Source organism: Parahaliea maris, from assembly GCF_008064665.1.
Classification (GTDB): Bacteria; Pseudomonadota; Gammaproteobacteria; order Pseudomonadales; family Halieaceae; genus Parahaliea; species Parahaliea maris.
This window is the reverse complement of record NZ_VRZA01000007.1, coordinates 97,295-116,869: the sequence shown is the minus strand read 5'-3', so window position 1 is coordinate 116,869 and position 19,575 is coordinate 97,295. Positions and strand designations below refer to the sequence as shown.

Genomic DNA, 19,575 nt, shown 5'->3' with positions numbered 1-19,575 from the left:
AGAAAGAGCGAAAAAATATAATACCCAGGCCCTGAATCCACAGCCCGCTTGATCCAGATCAATGATCCCCCGACCTCCGCAATTGCGCACTTGAAGTAACGTGCCTGTGGCTATATTCAGGTAGTGACATGGGCAGCAAATAGCGAGGAGGTGCCAAATGTCATTGCTGGGCGGTGACGTTCACGAAGACGCAACTGCATCCGCAGCCCGGACTTCCCCAGGTAGTCCTGGCACCGGCGGTTCGCCTGCCCCGCATACGTTTGTCGATCGCAAGACCAGCGATATTATCTGGCAGGACAGCCAGCACCGGGTGCTGTTCCAGACCCTGGACCTGATCGCGCACCCCGACAGCGGGCCGGAAGTACTGCAGCGACTTCGGGACTATGTAAATTCCCATTTTGCGCTGGAGGAGGAATACATGGCCTCACTGGATTACCCGGGGCTGGACGCCCACGTGCGCGCCCACCGGCGTTTCCAGAAAGAAGTGAACAGCCTGTTCCACAATAGCGACCCGGACTCACCGGAATTCCTGTCCGCCGCTTCCCTCTTCCTCACCGAGTGGCTGGCCCGCCACGTCATGGGCATAGACAAGGAACTCGAGGCCTTCATTCTGGAGTCTGGCAAACAGTAGCCCGACTTTTTCCCGGGCAAGCCAGCGAACAGTAAGACCGGGGGAACCCCCTCGGCATCGGGTGACTTTCAGCCGGGCACACGCCGCTTAATCGCGCGGATGTCCGATAAGCCAGTCGACAAAGCTATCCAGCGCGGCCGGCACCCAGGGCCCGGGTATATGGGGGCCGTCTGCGATGGTCCACAGCTCCACCTCCACACCGGCGGGGCAATCCGGCCAGGCCTGCACACGGGTCTCCGCGCCACTCAGGTTGCCGACAACGTCCACACTGCCTCCGTCGCCTGGGTTGTCACCGTCGCAACCGGCCAGCACAGCGAATCGGCGGGCCGTTTCCTGCGCAGACGGATAAGCTTCGCCCAGTATCTCGCCCCCGTCATAAAGAATGGTGTCGTCGGCCGTTCCGTGCACAGCGAGCAGGCTGACGGGTTTGGCAGCGGGGGCACAGGCGCTCTCCTGCGCAAAGGTCGAGCCCGCCAGGCTGACAATAGAGGTCACCAGGTCGGACGCTTCGCAGCCCAGTCTCAGGGCCAGGAATCCGCCGTTGGAGTGGCCGAATAACGCGACCCGTGACGGGTCGATGCTGTAGGTCGCGGCAGCCTCCTCGATGAGGCTACGGATATACCCCACGTCATCAATCTGCGAGTAGTCCTCGCCGCTGCCATCTTCCGCCGCGGCCGCGGCGGCACAGCAGGCCGGGGTACCGTTCCAGAATCGCGTGCCGTTGCGATTCTCGGTGCCATCCGGTGATACCAGCACGTACTGCGCGCTATCGACCCGGGCATCGAGACCGAGGTAGCTCGACTGCAGGGAGCCAAAGGCACCGTAGCCGTGCAGCGTAACGATCAAGGGGTAGCGGGTGCCCGGGTCGTAGTTGGAGGGGATCAGCACTTGCGCCGGCCGCTCTGCACCGATCTCCAGAGGAGGATTGGGAGCGCAACTGGACGTGTCCGCGCAACCTGTCAGGCCGGGTTCCGGTTCGGGTTCGGGTTCTACGTAAGGGGGTCCGTCACTGCCGTCACTACAAGCCGACAGCAACAACAACACTGCAATCCCCTGCAGGAGCTTGACGAAACCGGGCGCCCCCCACCGGGATTCGAGCTTCCGTTGTCCCCCAATTGGCTGATCTGCACTCACGACGCGTCCCCTGTGGCCAAGGCTACCGTTAGAAGGTAATGAATATCCTAGCAGGAGCCGGGCGCCCGGGACACGCTCGCCCGTGTCGTATTGCTGAGCACCGAACTCACTGGGACAGGTTACGCTGCGCCGGCAAGTCACTCAGGTACTGTACAAACTCGACCTCAAACCCGTTGGGATCAATGTAATAGACATTGCGCCGATGGGGTTCCTCGGCGCCGTCCTTGCTTATCGCAAAGCCGGCTTCCTGCAGCCTTGCCATCATTGCATCCAGGTTGGCGGTCACAAAAGCAAAGTGAGCGAGACCTGTCTGGTGTCCACCGAGGTCGCGATTGTCACCGACCCCGTTGTCATTGAAGGTGAGGTACTGGTAGTCATCGCCAAAATGCAGCCAGCGGCGGGGCTTGCCATTCCAGTCGCCCCGCCCCTCTTCGCGAATCCGCCAGTGGGGAAAGGCGGCGCGATAGAACGCCAGGCTGGCTTCGATATCCCTCACAACAAGCTTCAAATGTTCAAGCTGTATCATTTCCGTTCCTCCTGTAGTGAACGAAAACGAGTCTATGACCTCATGTTAACTTGAGGTAAAGGATTATTTTTCATCACCGGGCTTGCGGTACAGCGCCAGGGTAAAATCACAGGTCAGCAGCGGCGGAGGCGATGCCAGCAGTTCCGTCTTCGCAGCCGCACTGCCGTGGTGGGCGAAGGGCGTCATCGCCAGCACATCCTGCCAGGCCTCACTGTCATGTATGCCGGCGCTGTATTCGAGGCTCTTGCTGGCCATCGATTCAAAGCTCTCCGGTGATTTCGTCTCCGCGTAACTTCTGACCTCGCTGTAAATCGCCCGCTTGATTTCCAACAGGTGCCCCGGACCCGGGCCCACCACCAGCAGTGCACCGCCCGGTCGTACAATGCGTTCAATCTCGTCAAATTGCAGCGGCGAAAAAACGCTGACAACCACATCGACACTGGCATCTTCCAGGGGGATGTTCTTGCTGCTGGCACAGACATATTCGTGCTGACGATTCGATTTTGCCGCCATCAACACAGCATCTTTCGCGATATCAAATCCGCCAAAGTGCCAGCTACCCGGCAACTGTTCATCCAGCTCCCTCAAGTAGTAGCCCTCGCCGCAACCCGCGTCGAGTAGTGTTCGGGAAGAGGCACCGGGCGCTGCCTGCTCGCCTATGAGCTCAGCCATTGCACGGGCCAGGGGCTGGTAGAAGCCGCGCTGCAGAAAGCGCCGCCGGGCCTGCAACATGGCTTTGGCGTCACCCGGGTTTTTGCTGCGCTTGTGATGGGCGAGCAACAGGTTGACATGGCCCTGCCGGCTGATATCGAAGCAGTGATTGTTTTCACACAACCACTGCCGCTCACTGGCAGCCAGTGGCGACTGACAACTCGGGCATCGCCAGGCCAATTGCAAGGATTCAGCGCTCACCGGTTCACCATCATTTTCTCACTACATCCGACATCCCTGGGCAGCGCCTGCCCCCTCCAGAAGGTGCGACCATACACCATGAATCGGGCCGGCAAAACTTGCCACGGGGCTTACAGGGTAAAAGCATCGCGCGGGCCGCTGCCGGCCAGCACCTCACGCAACAAACCCAGGGACTGCTCGAGCTCTGCCACACTGGCCGGCGCGCTCGCGGCAATGCGAATGGCGGGGGGCGCTGGGTAGCCCGGCGGCGTAAACAGCTCGGCGGACTTCACGTCGAGACCGCGGGCCCGGGCCTGGATCAGGCATTCACTCAGGGGAAGTTCGTCGGGCAATTCGAGCCAGCCGTGGAAGCCCTGGGGGTGGAATCGCAGGCGGTAACCCGACAGGCACTGGGCCGCCCGCTCCCAGCGCGCCGTCATTTCCGATTGCACCGTTTGCAGCAACCGGTCGGCGGCGCCCTGCTCAATCAACAGCGCGGCCAGGGCCGTGAGCAGCGGGCTGATCATCCAGCTGTGATTCTGGATACCCGCCACCAGCGCTTCGCGATACACCCGCGGCGCCTGCAGATAGCCCAGGCGCAGGCCCGGCGCCAGTGTCTTACCGAGTCCACCCACGTGAATGACCCCCTCCGGATCACGGTTGACCAGTGGTGCCGGGTGTTGTCGGGGGAGCAGACCGTGCACGTCGTCCTCGAGGACCAGCACACCGTGCTCCCGGCATACAGTGATCAACGCATCGCGACGCGCATCACTCATGGTCGCGGTAGTGGGATTCTGGATTGTAGGGGTAACGTACAGCAGTCGCGGGTGGTGTTGCCGGCAGGCGGCATCGACGGCCTCTGGCAGCAGGCCTTCCTCGTCCATTTCCACCGGGCGGGCGTGCAGATGCTGCTGCCGCGCCAGGCTGAGCAAGCCGGGGTAGGTCAGTCGCTCGCAGAGCACGTTATCCCCCGGCCGGCACAAGGTCTGCAGAGCCAGCTGTACCCCGTGCTGGGCACCGGAAGTGAACAGCAGATGCTCAGGGTCCAGTTCGACACCCAGGCTGGCGAGCCACCCCGCCAGGCTGTGGCGATGTTCTCCGATGCCTTCCGGAGATTGATACAACATGAGCTGGTTGAGCGTGGGGCCATGCCCCGCCAGTTGCTGCAGCGCGCGCTGCAGCACTTCCGAGCGGTCGATGGCGGGTGGAATGTTGTAACCCAGGGTACGGGTGTTCTTGTCGTGCTGCTCAAAGCTCCAGCTCGGTGACTCGGGGCGCCGGACGTAGGTACCCGCCCCGACGCGGGCCTCCACCAGGCCGCGTCGCTCGGCCTCGGCATAGGCCCGGGTGACCGTGCCAATCGTGACACCCACCGCATCGGCCAGGGCCCGATGGGTCGGCAGGCGCTCCCCGGGGGCGAGCTCGCCGCTCCCTATGCGCTCCGCCAGGACATCCGCCAATTGTCGGTAGAGAGGCGTTTCGCCTTTGGTCAGTGAGATTTCCGCGATTGTCATGGTGACAATAAACCTTTTGCACCGGTATTGATTCCCTGATAGCGTCGATCATCCGGCTTTGAAGCCCAAAATTCAAGCGAATTTTCATATTGTATGGATACAATTTAGAGGTCAATGTTGTGGACACCACCACCCTGCAGCTGCTGCTTTCCATCGCCGTATTTGCCGCCGCCATGACCGGCACACCCGGCCCGAACAACATCATGTTGACCGCCTCGGGGGCCAACTTCGGCTTCACCCGCACCATACCCCACCTGGTGGGCGTTTCCCTGGGCGTCGCCAGCCTGATCGGGACGGTTGCCGGTGGCCTGGGGGTACTCTTTGAGACCTTCCCGGTGCTGCAACAGGGCCTGCGCCTGGTTGCCTGTGCCTACCTCCTCTACCTGGCCTGGCGCATAGGCACCGCACCGCCCCCTGCGCGCGATTCATTGCAGCCCGGGGAAAGCGAAGGTCGACCCATGCGTTTTCACGAGGCGCTGTTGTTCCAGTACGTGAATCCCAAGGCCTGGGCCATGGCCATCACTGCCGTGAGTTCCTTCACTGCCGCCGGTGAAGGCTACTGGGTGTCGGCCGCGCTGATCGTCGCCGTATTCTTGCTAGTCGGCTTTCCGCTCACCACCAGTTGGGCCGCCTTTGGTGTACTGCTCGGCCAGGTGCTGTCGTCGCCGCGAAGCTGGGTCTGGTTCAACCGCTGCATGGGAGTGCTCACGGCGAGCTGCCTTGCCTTCATGTGGTAACCGGCACGCCCGGCCGCGGCGGTTTTCACCCCGCTGGCCGGGCACTTCATCGCATCGATTGCCCCGCATGCTCCCCCTTGGCGTAGACTGTGCCGCTGGAGCGGTTCGACGCCAGGCGTCGCAACCCGCACGCAACTGTTCAGGGGGATGCATGACCTTTCCAACCGTGTCACGGCCGTCACGCTCATTGATGGCGCAATACACTCTGCTTTTCACGCTGGCCAGCGGTGTGCTGACGGCCACTACGGCTCAACAGGCTGACGCCAATACCGGGCGGAATACCAGCGGCGCCGAAAGCGCCGAAATGATCGACAAGCTCGCCGACCTCCAGTTCGACCAGCTCGGCCACCCGCAAATCAAGAGCGACTCGATCAAACCGGTATTGGCAGGCCACGAGCGGCCCCATCGCCTGCTGATCCTGCCGGTACAGTTCAGCGACAAGGGCTACGACCGCTACGCCGGTGACCCGCGGCAGGACGGCAAGAACCGGGAGTACTTCCAGGACCTCCTGTTCGCCGGCGGCGTCGAGCAACCGCGCCCAGGCACGCTTTCCCATTACTACTGGCATCAATCCCGCGGGCGTTACAACATTACGGGCGATATTGTGCCGGTAGTCCACCTGGAACACCCCCTGAGCTACTACGGGCGCCCGGTGCAAAACTCCGATGGCTCCTGGCGCAACGACGAGCGAGCCACAGGGCTGGTCATCGACGCCCTGCAGGCTGCCTACAAGGCCGACCCGGACTTCCCCTGGCAGGACTACGACCTGTGGGACCCCACTGACTTCGACGGCGACGGCGTGCGCGACGAGCCGGACGGCTACCTGGACCACTTCATCATGATTGTCGCGGGCAAGGGTCAGGCCTCGTGTCAGGGCCTCTACAAGCTCGATGAAAAACTGAATGTCACCGCCAGCAACGACGCCTTCGATAAACTGAATCCTGCAGAGCAGGCCTGTGCGGATCGCATCTGGCCCCACCGTTTCTCCCTCAGCCACAACCTGGGTAAAGGCCCCGAGGTAGAGGGCACCACCAACCCCCGGGGGGGCATCGATATCGGTAACGGCCTGTGGGTGCTGGATTACAATATGCAGTCCGAGTACACCGAGGTGTCCACCTTTATCCACGAGTTCGGGCACTCCCTGGGCCTGCCGGATATCTACGCCCGCCAGACCAGCAACTCGACCGGGAGCTGGGAGGCCATGTCGGCCACTGCCGGCCCCGAACCCCAGGAACTGAGCGCCTGGTCACGCATGGTCCTCGGCTGGCTTTCCCCCTGCGTGGTGCGCCCCGCTGCAAACGGGGGTACAGCGCAGGGCAGCCTGTTCCTGAAAACCATGAATGACTGGAGCGGCACTCCCGGCACGGCGGACAACGCCGGCGCCTGCGACGCAGCGATGGTCATCCTGCCCCCCAAACAGCGCAATATCGAACTGGGCCCATTGGCCGTGGGCAACGGTACACAGGCGGCCTACAGCGGCCAGGGCAATGACATGCTGCGCAGTCTCGGGCGCACCTTCGACCTGCGCGAGGCGGGCTCCGATGAACCGGTGCTGCTGGAGCTGGATGCCTGGTTTGAAATCGAAGCCGAGTGGGATTACCTGTACGTCGAAGCCGCGGCGCCTGGAGAGGAGTTCGAGCGCCTGCTGCCAACGGACAAGTCGGAGGTGGCAGACAAACAGAGCGTGATGCCCGCCAACAAGGGCCACGAGGGGCCCGGCTCCCGCCCGGGCTTTACCGGCCTCAGTGGTGACGCCGACGGCGACGGCAAGGTGGAGTCGGCTCCGGGCTGCGACCCGGGCGCGGCTCGGGTGATGGCCGAGGACCGCATCGGCCAGAGCGCTGACGACCCCTGCAGCGCCGCCCAGTGGGTGCACGCGCAGTTCGACCTGTCGCCCTGGCGCGGCCGGGAAGTCACCCTGCGCTTCAGCTACTTCACCGACGGTGCCGCAGTAGAGAATGGCGCCCTGCTCGACAATATCACCCTGGCTGCTATCGGCTTCAGTGAGAATTTCGAATCCGCCGCCATCGAGGGCTGGGACAACAAGGGCTTTACCCTCTCTGGCGGCAGCCATCACCTGGCGGTACCCCACTACTACCTGCTGGAGTACCGCGATCCCTACGCCGAGTTCGCCGCGGTGCGCAATTACGACGCCGCCCTCACCAAACCGGGCTTCAGCTTTTTCCCGCTGGGCGGAGAGGGCGAGGAGATGGGCGCGCTCAACGTGAACTACCGCCCGGGTGTGGTGATGTGGTACTACAACGGCGAATACCTGTGGAGCCAGAATGAGCCGGCTGAGACCGGCCCGGGCAATGGCTTTTTGCTGGTGGTGGACTCCACTCCCCGGGAATTCGCCCTCGACGCAATACCGCCGCAATACTTCCGGCAAGAGGACGGCTGGAGCTGGTGGGAGTTCGACGATGCCGCGCAACCCTTCCTCAAGCGCGGCTTCGTCGACACCATGTGCTTCCAGCGCCGGCTGGACTACTACGCCAGCGATGTTCCGCCGGCGGATAGCGAACACTGCCGGGACAGCCTGTCAGACGGGCTGCCGCCGATGGAGCAGCTAGGCTGGGAAGGACGATCGCTGATCTACGGCTACACCCTCATCAACGAACTGTTGCCCGGCCCCGAACGTGACGCCCGCAAGTCGGGCTCCACCCTGTTCGATTTGCGCATCCGCGACGGGGAGACCCAGTACCGGCTGTACGACCGGGCACTGCGCAACCTGCACTCCGCCGACGCGCCCTTCGCGCTCGAGCCTTTCCCCAATGGTGTGGAGATTTACCAGGCAGAGGACGGTAACATGGCGGTGCAGACAACGCGGCCACATAGCGCTGTCAGCCGGTTTACCGACGCCCGCCCCAATCGCTACCTCAACCCGCACCTGCCTTTCGGTGGCGCGGCAATTCCGGAAGCCGGTTTCAGCTATGCGCTCGAGCCCGTGGGTGACGAGGCGCCTGATGGCACTCGCGTGAAAGTAAATTACCATTGGCGCAAGCTCCCCGCAGGAGCACAAGACCACTGACAGGAGCACAACCGACATGCCCGAACTCATTCTTCACCATTACGAGATATCTCCTTTCTCGGCGAAGATCAGGGCCATGCTCGGTTACTGCGACCTTCCCTGGCAGTCGGCGCGCACTGCGCCGCTGCCACCCAGACCCGGCGTAGACACGCTGACTGGCGGTTATCGGCGCATTCCGGCGGCCCAGTTGGGCGCGGACGTATTCTGCGATTCGCGCCTTATTGGAGAAGAGGTTGCCGCCATGGCCGGCCGTCCCGAACTGTCCCTGGCACAGGCCGATGATGCCCAGCGTGAACTCGCAACGCGGGCGGAACTGGAGGTGTTCTTTGCCTGTGTCAGCAAGGCGGCCGGCTGGCCGCTGTTACGCCGTGTCATTGCTGACTACGGACCCGTCACCCTGTTTCGAACGCTGCGCGACCGCGCCGGCATGACCCGCTCCATGAACGAACCGCGTCTGCAGAAACGGGGGCCCGGTGGCGACGTCAACGGCTACCTCGACGACCTCGAGGCACTGCTCGTTGCAGATTTCCTGTTCGGCGATCAACCCACGATCGCTGATTTCGCCGCCTGGCACTGCCTCTGGTTTGCTACCGAGGTGGGAGGGCGCAACCTGGCTGCCAGGCTCCCCCGGGTACAGGCCTGGATGCAGACCGTCGCCGCATTCGAAACTGTCCCCACGGAAGAGTTGTCAGCTGACCAGGTACTAGCGATTGCCGGATCGTGCGAGCCGCGGGAACTGCCTGCAGACATCGGCGAAGATGACCTGCTGGGCAAGCCGGTCACGATTGGACCTGCCGACTACGCCACAGACACCGTCACCGGTATCCTGGTGGCCAGCCAGCCGGATCGTTTTATCCTCCGGCGCGATACGCTCACCACCGGTACCGTGCATGTCCATTTCCCGCGGGAGCGGTTTGCAGTCACGTCGGCCGCTGGCAGGTGAACCCCGCCGCTCCCAAACGCCCCCATCCCCTCGACCGTTTCGCCCGGGAGCTGGCCCCCGGGGAATTGACCTGGATCGGTCTGCGCACGGAGCGCAAGGGCCTGGTGCGTGCAGTCACCTCGGCCCGGGCGGTCGCCTCCCGCGGCCTGGAGGGAGATCATCGTCTGGGCAAAAGTCCCGGTTCCGCGCGGCAGGTGACCCTGATATCGGAGGAGTTTATCCGGCAGATCTGCCACTTCACCGGCCGGGACGAGATTGACCCGGCCCTACTGCGGCGCAATCTTGTTGTGCGCGGGATCAATCTCAATGCCCTGAGGCACCAGCGATTCGCTATTGGCGACGCCCTGTTCGAGGCCGCCGCCCTGTGCCACCCCTGCTCGCGGATGGAGTCCGCCCTCGGTAAAGGCGCCGTCGCGGCCATGATCGGGCACGGTGGCCTGTGCGCCCGAATCCTCAGAAGCGGGGCACTGCACGTTGGTGACGCGGTTATCGTGCGTCCCGAAGGGGAAAACCTCTCCCTGTTCTAACCGACCCAGGCAAAAAATAGTAATACGCCCTCCGCAACATGAACTAAAGTTAGCACTACCGACCGGTTTGATCTGGCTTGAATCACGCCGGTCGGCTCGCGGGAGCTAGCGCCCCGCACCGCAAGCCGCCCTGACCCGGCGGCGACAAACGAGACAGTGTCCCCTGGGCCGGATCGCCCGAGGACACTGTCTTTTTATTGCAGCGATACAAACCAACCGATACATTCAGGACATCGATCAACCCTGTCCCCGGCACGGAGAATCGCGTGGCTGAAAAATGCAGCGCCGGCAGATCATGGCATTCGTTGATTTGCGGCCTGGCGTGCTTCGTCGCGTTTACCGCCGGCAACAGCCCCGATACCAACGCCGCCGCCTGCCCCCCGGATTTCGGCAGTGTCGACCGCTGCACCTCCAATGACCTGCAACCGACCGGCGCCGAAGTCATCGCGGGGCCCGCCGCCTGCACCGAGGGCGAACTGGTCACCGCCACTGTCCGTATCTATTTCGAGAATGGGGGTGGCGCCAGCGAACGCTACAACGTGGGCTTCTTTGTGGGTGACAACGGCGAGTCACCCGTCGGTGGGTCCAGCTGTACCTTCGAGTCACTGCAGCCCATTGGCACCCCCACCGACCTGACCTCTGGCAGTGGCCCCTACCTGGAACTGAACGGGGACAACTGCGGCGATATCAGCCCCAGCACCCCCACCTACCGGGATATCCAGTCCACCCAGTTGCTGTGCAAGGATGACGACGGCGATGGCCGCCTGGACGTGGCTTATGTCATGAGCTGGGACAACAACGGCAACACCGCGAGTTGTGCCGACCCACTCGACCCCGCGGAGTTCACGCCCGACCCGCCCAAGTGTCGGGGGGACGTGGACGTCGAGCTGCCGATTACCGTGGAAACACCTCCCGAAATCACAGTGGCCAAGGCGGCGGTGCCGGAAACCCTGACCGCCCCGGGCGGTGAGGTCACCTACTATATCGCGGTGCACAACGACTCCTCGGGGACCGACCCGATCACCATCACCTCGCTGGTGGACGTCCCCTACGGCGACCTCAACGGGCGCGGCAACTGCGTGCTGCCGGCCACGATCGCTCCCGGGGAAATGCGCATATGCAGCTTTACCACGACTGTGTCGGGGCCAGCGGGTACTACCGTCACCGATACCGTCACCGCCGAGGGCACCGACAATGAGGGCAACCCCGTCGCCGGTAGCGCCAGCGCCACGGTAAGCATTGTAGGCATTGCACCCACGACGGGCCGCCTGGGCCTGTTCAAGACCGCCTTTCCCCGCCGGCTTCCCGAGCCCGGCGGCCCAGTACGCTACAGTGTGCTGGCATTTAATCTCTCCCTGGTGCCGGTGGAATTGCAAAGCCTGCAGGATGACCTCTACGGCAACCTGGATGGCCAGGGTAACTGCTCCCTCCCCCGGACCCTGCAGATCGGCAGCCCGGCCTACTTCTGCCAGTTCAGGGCGCCGGCCAGCGGCGTCCCCGGTGACGTGATCACCGACACCATCGACGCCACGGGCACCGACGCCAACGGCAATACGCTCCAGGCCCAGGCCAGCGCCAGCGTCACCATTACCGACCTGGGTTCCGAGATCAGCGTATTCAAAACACCGCGCCCCTCCCAGGTCCGCGAACCGGGGGGAGATGTCACCTTTGAAATCAGGGTGCGCAATCGCTCGGCGGTAGACGAAGTGACGCTGACCTCGCTGAACGACAGCATTTACGGCAACCTGGACGGCCAGGGCACCTGCGCGTTACCGCAAACCCTGGCCCCGGCGGGCGGCAACTACACCTGCAGCTTCACCGCTTTCGTCAGCGGTAGCGCCGGTGACATCGAAACCAATGAAGTCACCGCTGCCGGCGAGGACGACGACGGCCAACCCGTGGAAGACATCAACTCCGCCACGGTGCGCATCCTGAGTACCGCCTATCCACCGGCACAGATAGATATCCGCGTTATCAAGACCCCTTCGACCAACGTCATCACCGAACCCGGAGCCGGCGTCACCTTCACGCTTGAAGTGGTGAATGATTCACCGGTGGCTGCGGTCAGCATCACTTCGTTGGTGGACAGCATCTATGGCGACCTGAATGGCCAGGGCAATTGCGTCCTCCCCATTACCATCCCCGCTAGCGGCGCTTCGTATAGCTGTGCGTTCCAGGCCATGGTCATGGGCCAGGGCGGCACCGCCGAAACCAACGTGGTACGCGCTGAAGGCGAGGACTCCACAGGCAACAATAGCAAGCTGGTCTACGATATCGCCACGGTGGTGATCCGGGGCACCCCAGCCAGCCTCGAGGCGACCAAAACGCCGTCCCGGACCGAGATACCCGCCCCGGGCCAGGCCGTGCAGTTCACGGTGACTCTCAGCAACACCTCCGTCAGTGACACGGTGACGGTCGATGCCCTCGACGACTCCCGGTTCGGCGCGCTCGGCGGCCAGGGCACCTGTGTGCTGCCCCAGAGCCTGCCAGCGGGCGGGCAGTACACCTGTCGCTTTGCGGGACTGGTCAACGGCGCGGCGGGGGATGTTCACGTGAACCAGATCGTGGCCAGCGGCACCTCGGATGACGGCGAGCCTGTTGCCGCCCAGGCGGAAGCTGCGGTGAGCCTGATCGACGCCCTTATCGGCGTTGCCATTCCCCTTGCCGGCCCCGGGCTGCTGTTGCTTGCCGCCATCAGCCTTCTCACCGCGGGCGGACTGCGCCTGAGACAACGACGCCGGTAACACGGGCCACCACCCGGATAATGCTGGTAGAGCCACTTCCCGCTTGCTAATGTAATTCCCGATACAAGTTGAGAAGTGGCTCCTCAGGTGATGGCAGCAAGCGGCCAATACGCACCCGCTCCGGCGGCAGCAAAGCGCGATCCTCGACGCCTGCACAACCGGCTGGGCTGTGTAGTGGCAAGCCTCTTATGGATAACTGCTACTGCCAGCGCCGCTCCAGCCGACCCCAGCCCCTGGGCCAGGGAGATCCGTGACTACGCCGCCAACTCCCTGGACAACGCCGATGCCCTGAGCGTGGCCGCGGTGCCGCTCAACGGCCCGGGCGAGCCCCAGTTCGTCAACGCCGATACTCTGATGGTGCCCGGCTCCATCATGAAGGTGGTGACCACCTTCGCCGCCCTGGAGCTACTCGGCCCGAACTACACCTGGGATACCGACGTCCTGACCGACGGGCAACTGGAGGGCAGCACCCTCAAGGGCAACCTCTACCTGCGGTTTGGCGGCGACCCGAAACTGACCATCGAACGCCTGTGGACCAGCCTTGGTGAACTCCACGGCATGGGCATCGATACCATCGAAGGCAACCTGGTGCTGGATGGCAGTTATTTCCAACTGACACCCGAACAGCCAGTGTTCGATGACAAGGGCGGCAACCCCTACGCGCCCTTCCTGGTGCAGCCGTCACCCTTTCTCACCAACCTGAACCTGCAACAGTTTCACCTGCTCGCCGACGAGCGCGGCCTGCGCAGCTGGGCGACACCGCACCTGGACAGCGTGCGTATCGACAACCGGGTCATCATGACGGCGCCGGGGCGCTGTCCCGGGCGGGATGCGCTGGAGTGGGAGCCCATTTTCCAGGACAACGGCCAGGTGGTGTTGCGCATTTCCGGCAAGCTGCCAAAAGATTGCCGCACCAGTAACTATCTCTCTCTGCTACCGCCGCAACAGTACGCCTTCGAACTGGTACGCGGCCTGCTGGCAGAACGGGGTATTACTGTGAAGGGGAGCAATCAGCTGGCGGCGACGCCTGAGGATTCACGGCGCCTGGTTCGCACAACCTCGCCCGACCTCGCCACCATGGTCCGCGATATCAACAAGTGGAGCAGTAACGTGATGGCGCGGCAGATGCTGTTGTCCATCGGCGCAGAATTCAGGAGTGACAGCGATGACAGGGCGTCCGGCGTGCGCGGGGTGCGCAACTGGCTGACGAAGAAAGGCATCGACACTACCGGGCTGGTCATCGAGAACGGCGCCGGGCTGAGCCGGGACGGGCGCATGACAGCGCGCCAGGGCGTGCAATTGCTGCAGGAGGCCTGGCAAAGCCCCTACGCCGCCGACCTGATGGCCTCCATGCCCATCATCGCCCTGGACGGCACCATGGCGCGGCGGCTGCGCAATACCGGCCTGGTAGGCGAGGGCAGGATCAAGACCGGCTCCCTCGACAACGTCCGCTCTATCGCCGGTTTTACCCGGGACGAACACGGTACCACCTGGGCCGTACTGGCCATTGTCAACAACAAGCCCGCCTGGAACGGCAGGGCCGTGCTGGACCGGGTGCTGTACACCCTGTACTTCCGGCCACCACAGGGCACACCGGTCAGTCAGTTGGAACAATAACCTGCCGCAGCGTTTTCATTCCTGTTGTCATGAATATCATGTGCTTGCACTACCGCTAGTGTCTTGACCCAAAGTCCGTCCCATATTGTGTTGGGCCATTCACTCGACGAAGGGTTTTCATCTATCCTTGGGGCGCATCGCAGCGGCACCCCCGCCCTCCCAGCCAGCAACAACGGAACCACCATGAGCGCACACGCAACTATTCTGGAACTTCGCGAGCGACTGGCCGCCGGCATTATCGGCCAGGAAGAAGTCATCAATAATCTGCTGATCGCGCTGCTGGCCAACGGCCACGTGCTGCTGGAAGGCCTCCCTGGCCTCGCCAAGACCCGTACCATCAAGATGCTGGCGGCCAACCTGGAAAGCGAGTTCAGTCGCATTCAGTTCACCCCGGACCTGCTCCCGAGCGATATCACCGGCACCGAGATCTACATTGCCGAGGCCGTAGAGAACAAGTTCCAGTTCCAACCCGGGCCCATCTTCGGCAACCTGGTGCTGGCGGATGAAATCAACCGCGCCCCGGCGAAAGCCCAGGCAGCCCTGCTGGAGGCCATGGAGGAGCGCCAGGTGACAGTGGCCGGGCACTCCCATGTCCTGCCCGAGTTGTTCCTGGTGCTGGCCACCCAGAACCCCATCGAGCAGGAGGGCACCTATCCCCTGCCGGAAGCCCAGATGGACCGCTTCCTGCTGCATGTGACGGTTGACTATGCCAGCGACGAAGACGAACACAGAATCCTGCGCCTGGTACGCGGTGAAGAGGCCGGAAGCGCGGACAGCCGCCCGGCGCAAATTCCCGCCCAGGCGGTACTCGATGCCCGCCGCGAAGTGCTGGCGGTGGAGGTGTCCGATGCGGTGGAACGCTACATGGTTGCCCTGATCGCCGCGACCCGGCGACCGGCCGAGTACAACGACGCACCCTTCGCCGACTGGATCCAGGTGGGCGCCAGCCCCCGGGGCACCCTGGCCCTCGACCGCGCTGCCCGCGCCCATGCCTGGCTGGATGGCCGCAACGCCGTGACGCCTGACGACGTGAAAGCCATCGTGCCCTGCTGCCTGAGCCATCGCCTGATACTGACCTATGAGGCCGAAGCCGAGGGAATAACCCCAATGCAGGTACTGAGCAGCATCCTGCAGCACGTCGCGGTGGCCTGAGCGCGGACGGCCGATGCCTGGACAACCCCGCAACAAGCAAGCCGAGCCCGCCGCGCCCGCTGGCGCCTACGCCCGCATGGAGGACCTGCTGGCCATGCGCCACCGCGCCCGCGGCTTCAGCTTCCTGCCCCGCCAGCCAGTGCACTCCCTGCTGGCCGGACGCCACAATTCGCGGCTGCGCGGTCGCGGCCTCAATTTCGAGGAAATCCGCCGCTACCAGCCCGGCGACGATATCCGCCAAATCGACTGGAAGGTCACGGCGCGTACCCGCCGCACCCACAGCCGCGTGTTCACCGAGGAACGGGAACGCAGTACCCTGCTGCTGGTGGACCAGCGCATGAGCATGTTTTTCGGCAGCCGCAAGCGCATGAAATCGGTCACCGCCGCCGAGGCTGCAGCGCTGGCCGCCTGGCGAGTACTGGCCCAGCAGGACCGCGTTGGTGCCCTGGTATTCAACGACCATGAGCTGGTTGAAGTGCGCCCCCAGCGCAGTGCCGCCACCGTCATGCGCATCCTGCAGCACATCCTGAAGCAAAATCACGCCCTCTCCCTGCAGGCCGGCATTCGCGGCAATCCGGGCATGCTCAACGAAGCCCTGCGCCACTGCGACCGGCTGGCCAAGCACGATAACCTGGTGTGCATCATCAGTGACGGCGCCGGCCAGGACGAGGAAAGCCGCCACCTGCTCACCCGCATCTCCCACCGCAACGACGTGCTGTTCGGTTTTGTCCACGACCCGCTGGAAGCGGAGCTGCCGGCCGCCGGTCCGCTGGTATTCGAAGCCGCCGGCAATCAACTGGAGGTGGACACCCACCACCAGCCGTTGCGCGACCGTTACCGCGAGGACTTCGAGGCCAGCCGCGCCAGTGGTCGCCACTTCCTGCTGCAACGGGAAACCCCTGTCATCCCCCTCAGCACTGATGAGGATGTTGCCGATCAGGTGCGGCGGCGGCTGGGCGGAGTGCGCCGGCGATGAAGGACGACCCCGCCAGTCTCGCCAATCTGCACGACATCATCGTGCCCGGGCCTGTGCCCTTATGGCCACCGCCTCCAGGGTGGCTGTGGTTGCTCGGCATACTGGCACTGGCGCTGGTCGCCGTCCTGTTGCGCGCGCTGGTGCACTGGCAGCGCAATCACTATCGCCGCGAAGCGCTGGCGCAGCTGAAGCAGCTGAGCACTACGGTGACCGGGGCGCAGGCGACCGAGCGTGAACAACAACAGGGGCTGGCGCAGCTGAGCGTGCTGCTGAAACGCACTGCGCTCACCGCCTACCCGCGGGCCGAGGTGGCCGAGCTCACCGGGCGCGAGTGGTTCGCCTTTCTCGACCAACGTGGCAACACCCGCTTCTCGGGCAGCCTGGGGCAAGCCCTGGAGAACGCCACGTATTGCTCCTCAGGCTCACCCCTGGATGCGGAACAGCTCAGCAACCTGTTCGACCAGGCACGCCGGTGGATAAAGCACCACGCTCCCGCCCCCGAACACGTGGCCGGGGAGACACCGGCACAGTGAGTAACCTGACCCTGGCCTATCCCTGGCTGCTGCTGTTGCTGCCCCTGCCGCTCCTGGCCTGGTGGTTGCTGCCGCCGCACAGCGAACCGCGCCGCGGCCTGGTGGTGCCCTTTCTGACTCGGCTTGCCAGGGTGGCAGGCCAGCAACCGGGAAATGGCGCCGCCGTCGCGCGCGGCAGTGTGTGGCGCTCTCTGGTGGTGTCGCTGTGCTGGCTGTGCTGTGTCCTGGCCGTCGCCCGCCCCCAGGTCATCGAGCCGCCCGTCACCCGCGAACTGCCGGTGCGTGACCTGCTGCTGGCAGTGGATCTTTCGGGCTCAATGGCTACCCGCGACTTCCAGGATACCTCCGGGGAAACGGTGGACCGGCTCAGCGCCGTCAAAGCGGTGCTGGACGACTTCCTGGCACGCCGCCAGGGCGACCGGGTCGGACTGATCTTTTTTGGCAGCGCCGCCTTCGTACAGGCGCCCTTCACCGAGGACCTGCAGGTGTGTCGCGAGCTGCTGGGCGAGGCGCAGGTACGCATGGCCGGGCCGCAAACCGCGTTCGGCGACGCCCTGGGCCTGGCCATCAACGTGTTCGAGCGCAGCACGGTGCAAGAGCGCGTGCTGATTGCGCTGACCGACGGTAACGACACCGCCAGCCAGGTGCCGCCGGAGAAGGCCGCCCAGATTGCCGCTGACAAGGGTATCGTGATCCACACCGTGGCGGTGGGTGATCCCCATGCTGCGGGGGAGGATGCCCTGGATGAAGTCGCCCTGAAAAAAGTCTCCGCCGCCACTGACGGGCTGTACTCCCACGCCACTGATCGCCAGCAACTCGAGGCCATCTACGAACAGCTCGACGCCCTGGAGACCCGCAAGGTCGAAACCCTGTCCCACCGCCCCCGCCGGGACGTGTACTGGTGGCCACTGACACTTTCGCTGCTGGTTTCCATGGCCTATCTCGGGACCGGGCTGGCGCTGCGACGCCGCCTTGAGGCCCGCCGCAGCGGGGCCGCGACTCTGGCCGCGGCGGCCCCGATGGGCCTGGTGACAGCGCTGGCCCAGTTCCACTTTATCCGCCCCCTGTGGCTGCTGGCGCTGCTGCCGGCGCTGCTGTTGTGGTGGGCACTGCAGCGCCAGACCGACGCGGGCCGCGCCTGGCGGGGCATCATAGACCCCCACCTGCTGGAATTCCTCTGGGGCGGTGAGCGACGGCAGCGTCGCTTCGGGCCACTGGCGTGGATTGGCCTCAGCTGGCTGGTGCTGGTCGTGGCCATTGCGGGGCCCAGCTGGCACCACGAACCCTCCCCCTTTGCCGATGACACGGCGGCGCTGGCCATCGTGCTCAGGGTAGCGCCGTCGATGGAGACCGAGGATGTGCAACCCAGCCGCCAGGTGCGGGCTGCACTCAAAGTTCACGAGTTGCTGAAAGCCCGTGGCAATGCCAGGGCCTCACTGATCGCCTACGACGGCACCGCCCACGTGGTCATGCCCGCCACGGGTGACGCCGGCATTGTCGACAACTTTGCCCGGGCGCTGACGCCGGAAGTGATGCCCGAGAGCGGTGACGCTGCCGCCGAGGCCCTGGCACTCGCCGACCAGACCCTGGCGGCCGCCGGTGGTGGCTCGATTGTCTGGCTGACCGACAGCATCTCCCCGGAACAGACCACGGCAATTGCACAGTGGCGGAAGAACTCTGCCACCCCGGTACGTCTGTGGCCCCCCCTGCTCCCCGGCGGGGAGCGGGATGACCTTGAAGCGGCTGCCCGGGCGGTGCGCGCCAGTGTCCAGTACCTGACAGCAGACGATAGCGACGTGCAGTCACTGGCCAATGCCGCCCGTTTTGCCCCGGCCATCGCCACTGACGAGGACACACGGTGGGCCGAGAGCGGTTACTGGCTGACGCCTCTCATTGCCGCCATGATGCTGCTGTTCTTCCGTCGGGGGTGGATGATTCCCCGGGGGATCGGGACATGAACGCAATTTCCCGCAAACAGCGCGCCGTCCTGGTTGCGAGTACGGTGGCGGTGTTGATTCTCGCCGTGGGCAGTTGGCGCGACCCCGAGTTCTGGCGCAGCAACGACCAGCGCGGCGATGCACTTATGCGCGACAAGGCCTACCGGGAGGCGGCGCGGGTCTACACCGACCCCTGGCGGATTGGAGTCGCCCAGTACCGCAACGGTGATTTCGAGGAAGCCGCCCGTACCTTCGCGCGGGTTCCCGGGGCCACGGGCGCCTTCGACCAGGGCAACGCCCTGCTGATGCACGGGGCCTACGACGACGCCATCAAAAGCTACGACCGCGCCCTGGGTTTCCGCCCCGGCTGGGAAGAGGCCGAGGCTAACAAGGCGCTGGCGCTGGCGCGCAAACAAAAGATCGAGAACGCGGGCAAGAATCGCGACAAGGAGCAGACGGGCGCCTTCACCCCCGATGATGTGGTGTTCGACCAGAAGGGCGACAACCAGCAGGGCGAACCGGAACTCCTGAACAGCGAGGAACTCTCCGACGCGGAACTGCGCGCCACCTGGCTGCGCCGGGTGCAGACCTCACCGGGCGATTTCCTGCGGGCCAAGTTCGCCTACCAGGCGGCGCACCGCGGGCAGGACTCCGACACGGAGGAGGGCACGCAGCCATGAGCCCC

General features: G+C 64.3%; 16 protein-coding genes. 12 read left to right on the top strand and 4 right to left on the bottom strand.

Features of this window, described 5'->3' with window-relative positions; translation table 11 throughout:
* Positions 1-157: 157 nt before the first annotated feature.
* Positions 158-631: a bacteriohemerythrin gene (locus tag FV139_RS17400; RefSeq protein WP_148069755.1), complete on the top strand. Its 474-nt coding sequence runs from the start codon at positions 158-160 to the stop codon at positions 629-631.
* An 87-nt stretch (positions 632-718) separates the two neighbouring features.
* On the opposite strand, the gene FV139_RS17395 is transcribed toward FV139_RS17400, so the two are convergent.
* The 4 genes from FV139_RS17395 to FV139_RS17380 all read right to left on the bottom strand — a co-directional run bounded on the left by FV139_RS17395 (position 719) and on the right by FV139_RS17380 (position 4,696).
* Positions 719-1,765, bottom strand: a complete 1,047-nt coding sequence (locus FV139_RS17395) for an alpha/beta hydrolase family esterase (protein ID WP_187276610.1) — start codon at positions 1,763-1,765, stop codon at positions 719-721.
* Between the two features lie 106 nt (positions 1,766-1,871).
* Positions 1,872-2,291 carry a VOC family protein gene (locus tag FV139_RS17390; RefSeq protein ID WP_148069753.1) on the bottom strand — a complete coding sequence of 140 codons (420 nt, stop codon included), beginning with the start codon at positions 2,289-2,291 and terminating at the stop codon, positions 1,872-1,874.
* 63 nt (positions 2,292-2,354) lie between these two features.
* Positions 2,355-3,203, bottom strand: a complete 849-nt coding sequence (locus tag FV139_RS17385; protein ID WP_148069752.1) for a putative RNA methyltransferase — start codon at positions 3,201-3,203, stop codon at positions 2,355-2,357.
* A 110-nt stretch (positions 3,204-3,313) separates the two neighbouring features.
* Entirely contained in the window at positions 3,314-4,696 is a 1,383-nt protein-coding gene (locus FV139_RS17380) for an aminotransferase-like domain-containing protein (protein ID WP_148069751.1), read from the bottom strand.
* A 119-nt stretch (positions 4,697-4,815) separates the two neighbouring features.
* Between FV139_RS17380 and FV139_RS17375 the strand changes: the two genes are divergently transcribed.
* From FV139_RS17375 to FV139_RS17325, 11 genes are all read left to right on the top strand, one after another.
* Positions 4,816-5,433, top strand: coding sequence for a LysE family translocator (locus FV139_RS17375; RefSeq protein WP_213004149.1), 618 nt, complete (start codon positions 4,816-4,818; stop codon positions 5,431-5,433).
* A 151-nt stretch (positions 5,434-5,584) separates the two neighbouring features.
* On the top strand, positions 5,585-8,461 hold the full coding sequence (locus tag FV139_RS17370) for a M6 family metalloprotease domain-containing protein (RefSeq protein ID WP_235898706.1): 2,877 nt from the start codon (positions 5,585-5,587) through the stop codon (positions 8,459-8,461).
* A 16-nt stretch (positions 8,462-8,477) separates the two neighbouring features.
* Positions 8,478-9,404 (top strand): glutathione S-transferase family protein, encoded by a 927-nt coding sequence (locus tag FV139_RS17365; protein ID WP_148069750.1) that lies wholly within the window; start codon positions 8,478-8,480, stop codon positions 9,402-9,404.
* A complete protein-coding gene (locus tag FV139_RS17360; protein ID WP_148069749.1) occupies positions 9,401-9,931 on the top strand; it encodes an MOSC domain-containing protein in 531 nt (176 codons plus the stop codon). Before FV139_RS17365 ends, FV139_RS17360 begins: the two co-directional genes overlap by 4 nt.
* Before the next feature lie 266 nt (positions 9,932-10,197).
* Positions 10,198-12,675, top strand: coding sequence for a hypothetical protein (locus FV139_RS17355; protein ID WP_148069748.1), 2,478 nt, complete (start codon positions 10,198-10,200; stop codon positions 12,673-12,675).
* Positions 12,676-12,849: 174 nt separating this feature from the next.
* Entirely contained in the window at positions 12,850-14,292 is a 1,443-nt protein-coding gene (gene dacB, locus FV139_RS17350) for a D-alanyl-D-alanine carboxypeptidase/D-alanyl-D-alanine endopeptidase (RefSeq protein WP_213004148.1), read from the top strand.
* 183 nt (positions 14,293-14,475) lie between these two features.
* Positions 14,476-15,444 (top strand): AAA family ATPase, encoded by a 969-nt coding sequence (locus FV139_RS17345; protein ID WP_148069746.1) that lies wholly within the window; start codon positions 14,476-14,478, stop codon positions 15,442-15,444.
* A gap of 13 nt (positions 15,445-15,457) precedes the next feature.
* On the top strand, positions 15,458-16,420 hold the full coding sequence (locus FV139_RS17340) for a DUF58 domain-containing protein (protein ID WP_148069745.1): 963 nt from the start codon (positions 15,458-15,460) through the stop codon (positions 16,418-16,420).
* Positions 16,417-16,953, top strand: coding sequence for a DUF4381 domain-containing protein (locus FV139_RS17335; protein ID WP_148069744.1), 537 nt, complete (start codon positions 16,417-16,419; stop codon positions 16,951-16,953). The genes FV139_RS17340 and FV139_RS17335 overlap by 4 nt, the downstream gene beginning before the upstream one ends.
* Positions 16,950-18,911, top strand: a complete 1,962-nt coding sequence (locus FV139_RS17330; RefSeq protein WP_148069743.1) for a VWA domain-containing protein — start codon at positions 16,950-16,952, stop codon at positions 18,909-18,911. The genes FV139_RS17335 and FV139_RS17330 overlap by 4 nt, the downstream gene beginning before the upstream one ends.
* The gene (locus tag FV139_RS17325) at positions 18,908-19,570 is read left to right on the top strand and encodes a tetratricopeptide repeat protein (RefSeq protein WP_148069742.1); all 663 of its coding nucleotides are present in this window, start codon (positions 18,908-18,910) and stop codon (positions 19,568-19,570) included. Before FV139_RS17330 ends, FV139_RS17325 begins: the two co-directional genes overlap by 4 nt.
* The last annotated feature ends 5 nt before the right edge of the window (positions 19,571-19,575 follow it).